The organism is Rubripirellula reticaptiva (assembly GCF_007860175.1).
GTDB classification, from domain to species: domain Bacteria; phylum Planctomycetota; class Planctomycetia; order Pirellulales; family Pirellulaceae; genus Rubripirellula; species Rubripirellula reticaptiva.
The window spans coordinates 341,595-355,122 of the sequence record NZ_SJPX01000002.1; the positions used below are offsets into that span (position 1 = coordinate 341,595).

Genomic DNA, 13,528 nt, shown 5'->3' on the forward strand with positions numbered 1-13,528 from the left:
CTGCGGTATTTAAGATGAGCGAGCTCCATCCCGCGATTGTGACCCGTGACAATTACTTGATTGCTGTGAATAACGAATGTCACTGACTTCTACCGAATCGCCGAGTCGAATTGCTGATTGGCTCGGGCTGATTCGGTTTAGCCACACCATCTTTGCTTTGCCGTTCGCGGCGCTGGCGACTGCGATGGCGTTTTCGGCGGCGCTTCCCTCGGGAACGATGCCCACGTTCCGGTGGCGTGACATAGTCGGGATTCTGTTTTGCATGGTCTTTGCACGCAGCGCTGCGATGGCGTTTAACCGATTAGCGGACCAGCAAATCGACGCGGGCAACCCGCGGACGACTGGGCGACACTTGCCAGCCGGAATTCTGGATCGCAAGCAAGTTTGGGGGTTCACGATCCTGTGCGGCATCGGCTTCATCGCATCGACCGCGATCTTCTTGCCCAACCGAGTCCCATTGTTTGCGTCGATTCCGGTTCTCGCGTTTCTATGCGGCTACAGCTTGGCCAAGCGATTCACATCCGCGGCGCACCTGTGGTTGGGGGTCGCACTCAGTCTGTCGCCGATCTGCGCGTGGCTGGCGATTCGCGGCTCCGAGTCGATTACCAACCCGGGCGACCTGATCGCTCCGCTGGTCTTGGCGGCGGTTGTGACATCCTGGGTGACTGGATTCGACATCATTTACGCATGCCAGGACGCTGACTTCGACTCAAAATCAGGACTCCACAGCATCCCGGCTCGATTCGGAATTGCCGGGGCTTTGCGAATTGCGGCCATGTGTCACATTGTGATGCTGGTGCTGCTGTTGACCCTTGTTTGGGCGGGCCGGGCCAGCGGGCTGGGATGGCCATTTGGAATCGTTTGGGTGATCGTCGCGGGGCTAGTCGTGCGACAGCATTCGTTGGTGCGTCCGGAGGACCTTGATCGCGTCAATCAGGCGTTTTTCGATACCAATGCGGCGATCAGCGTCACACTGCTGGTCGCTGGCGTGGTGGATTGCTTCTGGATTTAGAAGTTGCCTGAGCGCCAAGGGCCGCGGTTGTTAGACTGCAAGCAGAGACCCGATTGCCCGGCCCGTCCTGGCCTACCCATACGACGCTTTGAATCCTGCCTGATTGGTTTGAAAGACGATGACCCCGACCGAACGAGACGCCCGATTCCGTGAGATCCGTGACAAAGTCGAAGCCGAGGAGCGATTGTCGCTGGACGATGGAATCTTTTTGTACGATCCGCAGGTTTCGCTGCAAGCGATCGGTGAACTGGCCAATTTCGTCCGCGAACGAAAGAACGGAAACGTCGGCTACTTTAACATCAATACGCACCTGAACCCAACGAACGTTTGCGTTTACCGGTGCCGATTTTGTGCCTTCCGCAGCGATTTGCGCGACCCCAAAGGTTACGTGATGAGCGACGAGCAGATCATCGCTCGCGGTCAAGAAGCGACCGACAACGGTTGCACCGAAATGCACATCGTCGGCGGCCTGCACCACCAGAAACCGTACGAGTGGTACCGGCACCTGATTGAGACTTTGCACGAGAACTTCCCGCAGATCCATTTGAAGGGATGGACGGCGGTTGAGATCAATTGGTTTGAGTTTCAAACGAAAAAAACGGTTCAGTGGGTCTTGGAGGACATGCGAAAGGCTGGCCTTGGTAGCATGCCGGGTGGCGGAGCCGAAATTTTTCACCCTGAAGTTCGCGACCAACTATGCGAACACAAAGCCAACACGCATGCGTGGCTCGATATCCACCGAACGGCACACGAAATCGGGCTACGAACGAATTGCACGATGTTGTACGGGCATGTTGAAAATGCATTCCACCGAATCGACCACCTGATGCGACTGCGTGAACTGCAGGATCAAACTGGCGGATTCCAAGTCTTCATCCCGCTGGCGTTTCACCCTGAAAACACGAAGCTTTCGGACTTGAAGAAGCCCTCGGGGTTGATGGATCTGCGAACGATGGCGGTCAGCCGCTTGATGTTGGACAACGTCCAGCACATCAAGGCGTACTGGATCATGCTTGGCATCGAGACCGCTCAGACAGCGCTTGCCTACGGTGCCGACGATATCGACGGCACGGTTCGCCACGAACTGATCTATCACGACGCCGGCGCGACGACGCCCGAGTGCTTGTCAGTCGACGACATCAAGAACTTGATCACCGAAGCCGGCCGAGACCCGATCGAGCGAGATACGGTGTACAACCGAGTGCGACGTGACGAGAACGACTTCACCAAATGGTCGATCGAGGAAATGGTGACGGCCTAGTCGCGTTCCCGGCGGAGGCCTTCACGGTACAATTCCGCTTCAACATCATACGCACCTCGCGCGGAGCCATCGCATGTTCAAAGGTCTCGGAAATATCGGCAACATCGCTTCCATGATGGGATCGTTGCAACAATTGCCCGATCGGATGAAGGAACTGAACGAACGGATGAAATCCGAATCGGTCAGCGCGTCATCGGGATGCGGCAAGATCCACGTCACGATGTCAGGAACCGGCCACGTAAAGTCGGTCCAGATCAACGACAGCGAACTGGCCGGCAGCGAATTGGAAGAAGCGATCGCCGATGCGACCAACGCAGCTGGCGCGGCCGCCAAGCAACTCTACGCCGAATCGATCAGCCACTTGGTCAACGAGATGGACTTGAAGATTCCCGGCCTGGACAGCGTCATTTCGACGCTGACCGGAGGCAATTAAGGCCGATGAGCAAGCACGCGGGCGCTGTGGCCGAATTGGTGGAACAGCTGGGACGTTTACCTGGCGTCGGACGCAAGAGCGCCGAACGGTTGGCATTTCACCTGCTGCGGGTCAGCGAAACCGAAGCACTGGCGCTGGCGGAATCGATTCGACGCGTCCGCCAGGACGTCCGGTACTGTGCGACCTGCTTCAATCTGGCGGAATCCGAGACCTGTGGGATTTGCGCGAACTCTGACCGTGACCTGACTCGACTTTGCGTGGTCGAACAGCCGCGGGATTTGATGAGCCTCGAACAGGCAGGAATCTTCAAGGGCGTTTACCACGTCCTGCTAGGCCGGATTGCTCCGCTTGATGGCATTGGCCCCGACCAATTGACGATCGACGACCTAGTTGAAAGAGTCCGAGTAGGAAATTTTGTCGAAATCATCATGGCGACAAACCCAACTGTCGAGGGGGACGGGACAACGCTCTATATCAGCAACCTTTTGAGCGAATTCCCCGTCGAAATCACGCGTTTGGCTCGTGGGATCACCGCCGGAAGCGTTTTGGAGTATGCCAATCGCGAGATGATTGCTGATGCGTTGATGGGCCGTCAAAAGCTATAAACGATAGACTTTGTCGGATTGCGTCGTAAAATTGCGAACGGGTGGAACGAAATTCGCTCTACCGCCAGCCAAGTGCGGTATGATGTGACTCGAGGTTGTCACCCCAGATCGCAATAGAACTCCTCTTAGAGAGACTCCCATGCGGATGTCGATGGGCCTTCAAGCCCGACAATTGCAAACCCAAAAGCTGGCTCCACGGATGATCCAGTCGATGGAGATCCTGCAGCTTCCGACAATGGCGTTGCAAGAACGCGTCGAGCAGGAGATGAACGAGAATCCATTGCTGGAACAACTCGAAAACGATCCGCTGGCCCCAGACGAGGGTGACGATGGTTACCCGTCGTCCAAAGACGAACGCAGCGAGAACGAAAAAGAGCTGGTCGTCGATAATGACCACAGCAACCAAGAAGACTTCGAACGGCTCCAGAACATGGTTTCTGAATTGCCCAACACGTTCGACGAGTCCTTCAAGCGGTCGGCCAACCGCATGTCCGACGAAGCCGATCGTCGCCACGATTTGATGGCGAACGCAGTATCGCGGCCTGAATCGCTGAACGATTTCTTGCTGCACCAATTGGCCGAACTCGACATTGACGACAATGTCGAACAGATGGCCGAGCGGATCATCAGCACGCTGGACGCTCGTGACGGCGGATACCTGCGCTCGCCGCTGGCCGACCTGCTACCAGCCGGCCACACACCTGAAGACCTGGTGACGGCCGAGAAGGCGCTCGACATTGTCCAATCGCTTGAACCGGTCGGAATCGCCGCCAGAGACCTGAGCGAATGCTTGCTGATGCAGATCAAATCGTCGTTTCCTCACAGCGAAGAAATGCGAACTCTGATCAGAGATCACTTGGCGGACCTGGCCGAAAACCGGCTGCCCCAGATTGCCAAGAAAACCAGCTACTCCATCGAACTGATCCAAACGGTTCGCGACGAATTGCATGGGCTCAATCCCAAGCCCGGTGCTGCTTTCATGGAAACGTACGTTCCCAACGTAACACCTGATATCATCCTGGAACTCGACGAATCGGGCGAGTACACGGTCCGCCTGGACGACGACCGGGTTCCCCAATTGTTCATCAGCGAATACTACCGCCGACGACTGCAAGACCCGACAAGCTCGGCCGAAGAGCGCGAGTTCATCAAGAACAAAATCAACAGCGCCCAGTGGTTGATTGATTCGATCGAACAACGCCGGAGCACACTGACGAAAGTGGCCGAAGCGATCGTGACGCACCAGAAACGGTTCCTGGACGAAGGCCCCGAAGCAATCGAGCCGCTAAAAATGCAGCAAATTGCGGACAAGGTTGGCGTTCACGTCACGACGGTCAGCCGCGCAGTGGACGACAAGTGGATCCAAACGCCACGCGGAATCCTGCCGCTGAAACGATTTTTCGTCGGTGGAACGCAAACCGAAGACGGCGAAGACGTGGCCTGGGATACGATCCGACTGAAACTGCAGGACCTCATCGACAAAGAAGACAAGAGCGATCCCCACAGCGACGAAAAGCTGGTTGACGAGCTGAAGAAATCCGGCATGACCGTCGCCCGTCGAACCGTCACCAAGTATCGCAAAAAGATGGGGATCCCCAGCAGCCGCCAGCGCCGCGATTGGTCGCTGACGAAAAAATAGAACCTTCATCAAGGAAAGCGGCGAGCCAGCCTAGTGGCTGGCCGCACTGTTATCTCGCAAGCTGTTTTCGCCCAGCTTTCCAATCGAGAGGCAAGCTATTTACCGGCGGCCCACCTAGCACCCTGCACCAGTGACTTCAAGAACACTTCGTCTTCGAAGGTTTCATTCGAATGACCGTAGGTCGTGCCAAAGACGCGTGCCTTGCCGTACTGGTTCGTCCACAGCACCGGGTAGGTCTTGCCATCCTTCTCGCTGACCGAAGTCGCCAACGCAGTGGCCGTTGGCCATAGTTTTTCGATGATGTACAGCTCGTCCATCGCGCTGACATGGTCGGCGGGATACCCGTCCATGATCGGGTGATCCTTGGCGACCACTTCGATTTTATAGTGGCTTTGGTGATCGTGGCGGCGGCTAGTCACTCCCAAGAACTCTCGCCAATCATTGATCTTGGCGTCGCGATACGTGTGCATCGCACAATGGACCACTACGGCATTTGTACCCGCATGATGCGACTTTGTGATCGAACGGATGTAATCCGGGTCGGTCGTGGACGCAAAGCACTCGTTGTGAATGACCACGTCAAATCCATCGGCCCAATTGGGGTTCTTGTACAAGTCGATTTGCGCGTCGGTGCCAGTGCCACCATCGTTGACGACCGTCCAAACGGCGCCAACGCCATGCTTGGCGAACGCCAACTGCATCGCTTTGGTTTGAAAGTCATAGTCGTGACAGCAACCGCCCGTCACTAACAGGATATTCAACGAACTTGGGGCGTCGCCCTTGGCCAAATCGTCGGCATTAACACGGCCGGCATCCACCAAAACGCTAGACGCCAGGACTAGAACGAAACACTGAAGCAATCGCGACATCGGCATCAACTCTCACAAAAAAGAAGGGTAGGAAAGGAATCAGAACTGAGCATGGCAAAAAGAAAAGGCAAGAAAACGCCAGCGGGTGAGCGCTTACGTTTCCTTGCCTGAATCAAAACTTGAAAGCGGCGAACAAGACCTAGAAGCGGTCTTCTAGCTCAACCGGTTCCATCACTTTCGTGTTCCGCTCGACCGCGACGACCGTGGTTCGCTGACGTAGTCCATCGCGACTCTCGGCGGTCACCGGCAAAACTTGCCGTTTGTCAGGCAACTGCATGCGAACGGTAAACGATCCGTCTGGCTGCAACTTCACGGGACGACCGGCCACCAAAACCGACGCCGACGCGAGTGTTTTTCCAAAGATGATCAGTTCAGCATCCACATCAAACGGCAAACTCGATTGACGCAGCAACGAAGGATCGCCAACGGTTTGGCCTTTGTCGCCACGCTGAGGCATGGCGCGACGAAGACGTTCTTCGAAGACTTCCTTCAAATCGCCTGCATCGGTGTCATAGCCGCCGCTTAGCGAATAAATTCGCTCATAGTCTTCCGCGATATCGTGCCAGTGCTCGTCCAGTCGTTCGCAATCGTTCGGCTGAGGAGTCTCGACGACATTGCTGCGGCAAAGCGTGTAGAAATCGCCCGTCGACGTCACGTAACCAATCAGGACGCGAAAACGCGACGGCGGCTCATCGACATCGATGTACCAATTATTGACGCCACCATGGATCGGAATATCTCGCTCGGTCCGTTCGGCACCATTGGAATCAATATCGCCCACGGCCAACAAACGCAAAACCGGCATCGCGGTATGCCATCGTTCGGCAAGCGAAGACTGAGCCCGCTGGACGCTAGAACGAGTGATTTCCCATGTTGCTTGCAACCAGAATGAATCGCGAACCATCAACACCACGCGATCCTTGTGCGGATCATCGCCGCGAGTTCGCTGAGCCCCATTATTGACCGCCGACCCACCGACCAGTGTTCCTGTCGAGAGATCCTTGTTCTTCATCATCGTTTCGCGGCGCTTGCGAATCTGAGCCCGAATACGTGCAGTCTTCGCGTCAACGCGAGGCTCGGGCAATTTCGGCACAGGTTTATTGAGCCGTTGCTGGTCAGACTTATGCGAGCCTGATTTCGGCATCTTGGCCGCTGAGGCCTTGGATTCGCTAGCGTTGGCCCCAAGCTTTGCCGAGACCGACTTCGTCGAAGACGCACCAGCTTTGACCACCGACTTCGCCTTCGCCACCCGTTTGCTGACCGCAGAATCGTCGCGCTGCTTTGCAGATCCATTCGCCTTTGCTGCAGCCTTGGGTGAAGCCGACTTTCCGGACGCTACTTTTGAAGTGCCCGAGTCTGCCTTGCGGCGTTGCCGCCGGTGAACTTTGCGAATCTCTTCGACCAATTCATCCTTCTTCATCCCATGCCATCCCGGGACACCGTAATTCCGCGCCAAATCGGCGAGTTCGCGGCGTGTTTGTGCCTTCAAATCTGCGGTCGTAATCATGTGGACCTCCCAGGATTCCAGAACCCGACCAGCGGACGGGTAGTTCAGTGTTGTTTAAACAGATGACAGCAACATCCTGGCTGTGCATCGCATTCCCCATGTCAATTTGGCATCCCAGCGAGCGGCGAAACCACCATGGCAGCGAGCTTTCAAAGGCGAGCTGTGACCGGCGGGGGTGCGAAAACGATGAAAAGCGGCGAGTCCCCGGCAAGCAATGCTGCCAAATCCCAGCAGTCACACTTGTAGGTTTAGAAACCCAGCTTAACTTTCCGTAAAGGCACAATCGTCACCTGAATCATTATGCCAAGGGTCCACAGAAACTTCTAGACGCTGGAGACCGAAATCCACCACATTGGCGGGAAAAACACTCTCACACCCCCTGCCCAAACGCCACAAACGCCGCATTCTTCCAATCGAAGGGTGGGTTTCGTCCCGCAACCGTGGCGCTCGCCGTTTGGCATCAGCAGATTTGTGCCATCGTCACCCCCCAGAAAAGACAAACTGCCGTCGGCGATTGAGTCCACCGCCATTTTGGCAAGCGGCTCTTGAAAGCGTCAGCGGATGAACGGCCGATATGTGATAAGAGGGTCGGTAGAAGACGCACGCCAACAAACGGGTGACGAGGGAACGCGAACGCCACCGCGATCACCAGACAGACAAAGACACCAACGAGAGGGGTGCGGTGAACCGTCGCTGCCACTGGTGGTGGCAGCCCTAGCAGTCAGAATGCCGCAAAAGAAAACGGGATGCGAAACCGTCACTGGCACTCGTGCCATTGGCCGAGCTTCCGTTTTCGGTTCGCCGCAAAGTTCATCCTCAGCGACCGAGCAACTCGAATGCCCAATGGCCTACAAGATCACTCGCAAGATCACCTTGAGGCCAACGGCACCGGCGACGCAAACCAGAGCGACAAACGGCCCTGGATGAAGTTCGTCAGTGCGGGGATCGAATTGGCCGGGACCAGCTTAGCGATGGCTGCAATCGGATACGCGTTCGATCAGTACCTGGGATCCAAGCAGCCGCTTGGGACGGCCGCCGGGCTGTTGGTCGGATTTGGATTCGGGATGTACCGATTCATCCGACTGGCGCTGCAAAGTTCCAACGAACCTACCTACCTACCGAAACACAAGAAACTAGACCAAGACGACACCCCGTGACCGCCAACGTTCTGAATGACCGAATGACACACACCAAGGCGAGCAAGATTTTTGCGAACGCCTTGTGGTGCGTACTGGCCATTTGGTTGGTCGCATCGTCACTGGCCTGCGTGATCCAAGCTTGGCTTGCGCCACAGTTGACGACACTGATGACTACTGTTTCGCTTGGCAGCGGAATGGTCGGCGTCTTCGCGATGTTACCGGGGATATTTTTACAGCAGCCTGAATCGTCAATTCAGAACTTAAGCCCTGGCCGCCGGGTCGCTATGACTGCTCAGTTTTTTTTGATCGGCTCCGTCGCTGCGATGGCTATTCGATTCGCAGGCACAGTTGCACTGTTCGTGGCGTGCCGCTATCAATTTGGCTTGTCGGAAAAAACAATCGCCATATTTGTTTGCCTGTGGTATGTCCTTCTGACTTCACTCGAGATATTCTTTCTCGCCCGCGGAGCCGCGTCGATTGATTCGACGCCGGATTCACGGGTCAACTTTTCGCAATCACCCTCGACGGATTCTACGTTCGGATGAATTTGTTGCTCGCATCTGCCGATAATCCTGTCTCTCACGTGGTTCCGCACGCGTTGACTGAAGAACCACTCTTCAGTATCGCAACCGGTGGTGGCGACATTCCGGCCCTGAACATTTATGACGGGGTCTACAACTTTCACATCACCAATCACTTGATGATGACGGCGGTCGCCGCGATCACGGTTACGATTGTGTTTTGGTGGGTATCGCGGCGTGTGCGAGTCAAAGGCGAAGGCCTGGCGGCCTATCAGACCCGCGGCCGAGTGGCTCAGTTGTTTGAAACAATGTGCACGTTCATCCGCGACGAAGTTGTCCGTCCGAACTTGCATGAAAAGACTGACAAATACATTCACTATGTCTGGACGATTTTCTTCTTCGTCCTGTTTGCCAACGTGCTTGGTTTGATCCCGATCGGATCGATCATGTACCTGTTCACCAAAGACGCTCACGATCTGCACTATGGCGGCACCGCGACCGGAAACTTGTCGCTCAATGTCGTGCTTGCCCTTGGCAGTTTCATCGCAATCTTGTTCATCGGGATTCGAGAAACCGGAGCAAAAGCGTTCTTTTCGCACTTCAATCCTATCGGCTGGGATGATCCTAAGATGCTAGCGATCGGCATTCCGTTGTATGTGCTGGAATGGATCGGATTGGTCATCAAGTGCGTCGTGCTTGCGATGCGGCTTTTTGGAACGATGATGGCCGGTCACTTGGTGATTGCCGCTTTCATCGGTCTAATTTTCACAGCCGTTAAGGTCTCGCTTGGACTCGGTTATGGCGTTCAAATCGCTGTAATCGGCGGCGGCATCGTGCTAACCCTACTAGAACTGTTCATTTGCTTTTTGCAGGCGTTCATCTTTACCTTTTTGACCGTTCTGTTCATCTCGCAAGTGGCAACCGTTCATCACCATGACGATCACGACGAAAACGAACATCCCTTCAGCGATGAAGGTCAGATGGACTTGGACAAAATCATGTCGCCTGAACGCATCACACCGATGCCCGATCCAGCCGGCTAACAATCAACGACTAACCTTAAACCCTTTCCCCCTTAGTAATCACTCACCAAACCATCCTGTTTCGTGTGCGGTGAGAACAGAACGAGATTTTTCTCAGGAGCAATTAGAAGATGTTTGAAATGGCAACGTTGCTGGCACAAGAAGTGGTTAACTCTGGTCTTGGCACCCTGGGTGTTGGTATCGGAATGGGTCTGGCAATCGTCGGTGCCGGCCTTGGCATTGGCAAGATCGGCAGCTCGGCCGTTGAAGCGATTTCGCGTCAACCCGAAGCTGGCGGAACGATCGCGACCCAAATGCTGATTTCGGCTGCACTGATTGAAGGTGCAACGGTTATCGCACTGATCCTGTTGCTTATCCGCACCTAATACGTTTCGCAGTCGTCAAGTTTCTTTTTGAACGGGTTCGCTTTGTATGCGGATCAGTTTTAGGGGAAGCGATGCGGTTTGCTTGGGAATTTTCCTAATGATCTTGAAAGGCCATTCGATGTTGTCCGTTTTTGGACGCCCGCTTGTCGTGCTGTCGTTATTTTTGTTGGTGGCTAATTTTCCGTCGTCGTTTGCTCTGGCTGACGAAACGGTGAAGGCAGCAGAGGCTGACCACGATCACGAAGGTCACGATCACGATGGTGACGCGGCTGATCATGCAGATCAAGACGCAGGACACGCTGATGCTGGACATAGTGACGAAGCCGGTACGCCGCCTTTGTTGCAGTTCGACTTCGGTTCGGCAGTCTGCAACTTGGCTATTTTCCTGGGTGTGCTTGCGATTTTGTCGAAGTTCGTTTGGCCGGTCATTCTTGGCGGGCTGAAGGCTCGTGAAGACAAGATTTTTGGCGAACTTACCGAAGCAGCCAAGGCGAACGCCGAAGCGAAAGCTCTGTTGGACGACTATCAATCGAAGATTGACGAAGCGTCCACGAAGGTTCAATCGATGTTGGCCGAAGCCCGCAAGGATTCCGAGACCGCTGGTCAACGAATTGTCGATGACGCGAAAGCGGAAGCCGAACGACAACGCGAGCGTGCGTTGTCGGACATTGAAACCGCGAAGAAGGTCGCGATTGCTGACTTGGCAGGGCAGACTTCCGACATGGCGATTGGCTTGGCCAAGTCCGTTGTCGGTCGTGAACTGAACTCTGGCGATCACGCCGAATTGATCCGTCAATCGCTCGAGCGTCTTCCTAGCAACAATTAAGCCTACGCGAATACCATGACCCAAAGCGTCAAACACGATACGGTGCTCGACACCGGCGCCGAACAACTTGGCAAAACTTATGCCCGAGCGTTGATCGGCGCAGCCAAAAACCAAGGTGACGGCGTCGCCGAAACGATCGTGGGACAATTGTCGATGATCGTGGATCAGTACTTGGCGGGCAGTCCGCAATTACGAACCGCGTTCGCGTCGCCTCGGGTCAGCCAATCCGAAAAGAACCGCATCATCGATCGGATCTTTGGCGACGAGTTGCATCCGACGCTATTGCGATTCTTGAAGGTGATGGTGACTCGCGATCGCCTTGGTTACATCGCAGCAGTTCGCAATGCCGCAGACACTATTTTTGATGACATGATGGGCCGCGTGGTCGCATCGGTTCGGACAGCAGTTCCGCTTGATGACGAAACTCGAAATCAAATCGCAAATCGACTTGGTTCGGTGATGAACGCTCAAATCAAGCTGAACGAATCAGTTGACCCTGAACTGATCGGCGGCATGGTCATTCGCATCGGCGACAAGGTTTTTGACAGCAGTGTCAAGAACCGACTAGACAAGTTAGCCGTGAAGGCTCGCCAAGGCTTTTCGAGCAAGTTGCTCGAACGGTTTGAACATTTCACTTCCGAGTGAACGCCCCCTATCGTTGAACACCCGATCCGAAAGTGCCGGCTTGCCTTCGGACAGCAACCGATTCAAAAGCCGGCGCCTTTCAGCTAGGCGTTAAACGAAACAAAGACAACCACCTAATAGAATCATGAAATTTAGCAGCGACGAAATTGCTTCGGTCTTGCAACAAGAAATCGAACAATTCGATAGCAAGATTGACGTCCGCGAAGTCGGCACCGTGCTGGAAGTCGGTGACGGTATCGCACGGGTCTATGGGCTGTCGGGTGTGATGGCCGGTGAAATGGTCGAGTTCCCCAATGGCGCGATTGGCCTGGCCTTTAACCTCGAAGAGAACTCGGTCGGGATCATCATCCTCGGCAATTACCTAACGATCGAGGAAGGCGACGAAGTCAAAGCTCTAGGCACGTTGCTGTCGGTTCCTGCTGGCGACGCAGTGGTCGGCCGCGTTCTTGACCCGCTCGGCAACCCACTCGACGGCAAGGGTCCGGTTCAAACTGATATCACCCGTCCCGTGGAAATCATCGCAACGGGCGTGGCAGAGCGCCAACCGGTGACTGAACCGATGCAGACGGGTGTGAAAGCCATCGACGCGATGACGCCGATCGGACGCGGTCAACGCGAACTGATCATTGGCGACCGCAAGACTGGAAAAACGGCAATCGCGATTGACGCGATCATCAACCAAAAAGGCAAGGGCGTTAAGTGCTTCTATGTCGCCATCGGCCAAAAGGACTCGGCGGTTGCAGGGATCATCGACGTGCTGGAGCGAAGTGGTGCGATGGAGTACACGACCGTGATCGTCGCCGGCGCGTCCGCACCTGCTCCGATGCAGTACGTTGCACCCTACGCCGGCACCGCAATGGCTGAACACTTCATGTTCAACGGCGGCCATGCTCTGATCGTTTACGATGACTTGTCCAAGCAAGCGACGGCCTATCGTCAAATGAGCCTTTTGATGCGTCGTCCACCGGGCCGTGAAGCTTACCCAGGTGACGTGTTTTATTGTCACAGTCGATTACTGGAACGTTCGGCCAAGCTTTCGGATGCACTTGGTGGCGGTTCGATCACCAGTCTTCCGATCATTGAAACGCTCGAAGGTGAAGTTTCGGCTTACATCCCCACGAATGTGATTTCGATCACCGACGGACAGATTTACCTGCAACCCGACTTGTTCTTTGCCGGTATTCGGCCTGCGATGAACGCCGGTATTTCGGTGTCTCGCGTGGGCGGTGCGGCTCAGGTCAAGGCAATGAAGAAGGTTGCTGGCGGTTTGCGTTTGGACTTGGCTGCGTTCCGTGCTTTGGAAGCTTTCGCACAGCTCGGCACCGACTTGGACGCCGCGACTCAGTCGCAACTTGACCGCGGTTACCGCATGGTCGAATTGCTCAAGCAACCACAGTATCGCCCGATGGGCGTGACCGAGCAGGTGCTTAGCCTGTACGCCGGTACTCGCGGGTTCTTGGACGACGTGCCAGTCAAGGCGGTTTCGCAGTGGGAAATCGACTTCCTGCAATTTGCCAAAGACAAGCACTCGAGTTTGATCTCGTTGCTCGAAGACAAGATGGACCTGACGGACGAAGTGACCGAAAAAATCGAAGCCTGCATCAAGGACTTCAAGAGCGGTTACAAGGTCGTTGAATCGGCCGTTTAAGACTGCCGACATCCA

General features: G+C 55.2%; 14 protein-coding genes. 12 read left to right on the forward strand and 2 right to left on the reverse strand.

The window, feature by feature from the left end:
• The first annotated feature begins 76 nt into the window (after positions 1 to 76).
• The 5 genes from Poly59_RS07490 (at position 77) to rpoN (ending at position 4,950) form a co-directional block, all read left to right on the forward strand.
• Positions 77 to 1,012 (forward strand): 4-hydroxybenzoate octaprenyltransferase, encoded by a 936-nt coding sequence (locus Poly59_RS07490; protein ID WP_146533485.1) that lies wholly within the window; start codon positions 77 to 79, stop codon positions 1,010 to 1,012.
• A gap of 118 nt (positions 1,013 to 1,130) precedes the next feature.
• A complete protein-coding gene (gene mqnE / locus Poly59_RS07495) occupies positions 1,131 to 2,273 on the forward strand; it encodes an aminofutalosine synthase MqnE (protein ID WP_146533486.1) in 1,143 nt (380 codons plus the stop codon).
• A gap of 73 nt (positions 2,274 to 2,346) precedes the next feature.
• Positions 2,347 to 2,706: a YbaB/EbfC family nucleoid-associated protein gene (locus Poly59_RS07500; RefSeq protein WP_146533487.1), complete on the forward strand. Its 360-nt coding sequence runs from the start codon at positions 2,347 to 2,349 to the stop codon at positions 2,704 to 2,706.
• Positions 2,707 to 2,711: 5 nt separating this feature from the next.
• Complete coding sequence (gene recR, locus Poly59_RS07505; RefSeq protein ID WP_146533488.1) at positions 2,712 to 3,311, forward strand: recombination mediator RecR; 600 nt, start codon at positions 2,712 to 2,714, stop codon at positions 3,309 to 3,311.
• Between the two features lie 139 nt (positions 3,312 to 3,450).
• Positions 3,451 to 4,950, forward strand: a complete 1,500-nt coding sequence (gene rpoN, locus Poly59_RS07510; protein WP_146533489.1) for an RNA polymerase factor sigma-54 — start codon at positions 3,451 to 3,453, stop codon at positions 4,948 to 4,950.
• A 95-nt stretch (positions 4,951 to 5,045) separates the two neighbouring features.
• Here the strand turns inward: rpoN and Poly59_RS07515 are convergent, their stop codons facing one another.
• On the reverse strand, positions 5,046 to 5,819 hold the full coding sequence (locus Poly59_RS07515) for a ThuA domain-containing protein (RefSeq protein ID WP_246151471.1): 774 nt from the start codon (positions 5,817 to 5,819) through the stop codon (positions 5,046 to 5,048).
• 139 nt (positions 5,820 to 5,958) lie between these two features.
• The gene (locus Poly59_RS07520; RefSeq protein ID WP_146533491.1) at positions 5,959 to 7,326 is read right to left on the reverse strand and encodes a DUF4912 domain-containing protein; all 1,368 of its coding nucleotides are present in this window, start codon (positions 7,324 to 7,326) and stop codon (positions 5,959 to 5,961) included.
• Positions 7,327 to 8,162: 836 nt separating this feature from the next.
• On the opposite strand from Poly59_RS07520, the gene Poly59_RS07525 reads away from it, so the two are divergent.
• From Poly59_RS07525 to atpA, 7 genes are all read left to right on the forward strand, one after another.
• The gene (locus Poly59_RS07525) at positions 8,163 to 8,483 is read left to right on the forward strand and encodes an AtpZ/AtpI family protein (RefSeq protein ID WP_186776083.1); all 321 of its coding nucleotides are present in this window, start codon (positions 8,163 to 8,165) and stop codon (positions 8,481 to 8,483) included.
• Positions 8,480 to 9,010 (forward strand): hypothetical protein, encoded by a 531-nt coding sequence (locus Poly59_RS07530; RefSeq protein WP_222436060.1) that lies wholly within the window; start codon positions 8,480 to 8,482, stop codon positions 9,008 to 9,010. The genes Poly59_RS07525 and Poly59_RS07530 overlap by 4 nt, the downstream gene beginning before the upstream one ends.
• The gene (gene atpB / locus Poly59_RS07535; RefSeq protein ID WP_146533494.1) at positions 9,007 to 10,029 is read left to right on the forward strand and encodes a F0F1 ATP synthase subunit A; all 1,023 of its coding nucleotides are present in this window, start codon (positions 9,007 to 9,009) and stop codon (positions 10,027 to 10,029) included. The genes Poly59_RS07530 and atpB overlap by 4 nt, the downstream gene beginning before the upstream one ends.
• A gap of 110 nt (positions 10,030 to 10,139) precedes the next feature.
• The gene (gene atpE / locus Poly59_RS07540; RefSeq protein WP_146533495.1) at positions 10,140 to 10,394 is read left to right on the forward strand and encodes an ATP synthase F0 subunit C; all 255 of its coding nucleotides are present in this window, start codon (positions 10,140 to 10,142) and stop codon (positions 10,392 to 10,394) included.
• A gap of 118 nt (positions 10,395 to 10,512) precedes the next feature.
• Positions 10,513 to 11,220: a F0F1 ATP synthase subunit B gene (gene atpF, locus Poly59_RS07545; RefSeq protein WP_246151472.1), complete on the forward strand. Its 708-nt coding sequence runs from the start codon at positions 10,513 to 10,515 to the stop codon at positions 11,218 to 11,220.
• A 15-nt stretch (positions 11,221 to 11,235) separates the two neighbouring features.
• Positions 11,236 to 11,865, forward strand: a complete 630-nt coding sequence (atpH, locus tag Poly59_RS07550) for an ATP synthase F1 subunit delta (RefSeq protein ID WP_146533497.1) — start codon at positions 11,236 to 11,238, stop codon at positions 11,863 to 11,865.
• A gap of 124 nt (positions 11,866 to 11,989) precedes the next feature.
• Positions 11,990 to 13,513 (forward strand): F0F1 ATP synthase subunit alpha, encoded by a 1,524-nt coding sequence (gene atpA, locus Poly59_RS07555; protein ID WP_146533498.1) that lies wholly within the window; start codon positions 11,990 to 11,992, stop codon positions 13,511 to 13,513.
• The last annotated feature ends 15 nt before the right edge of the window (positions 13,514 to 13,528 follow it).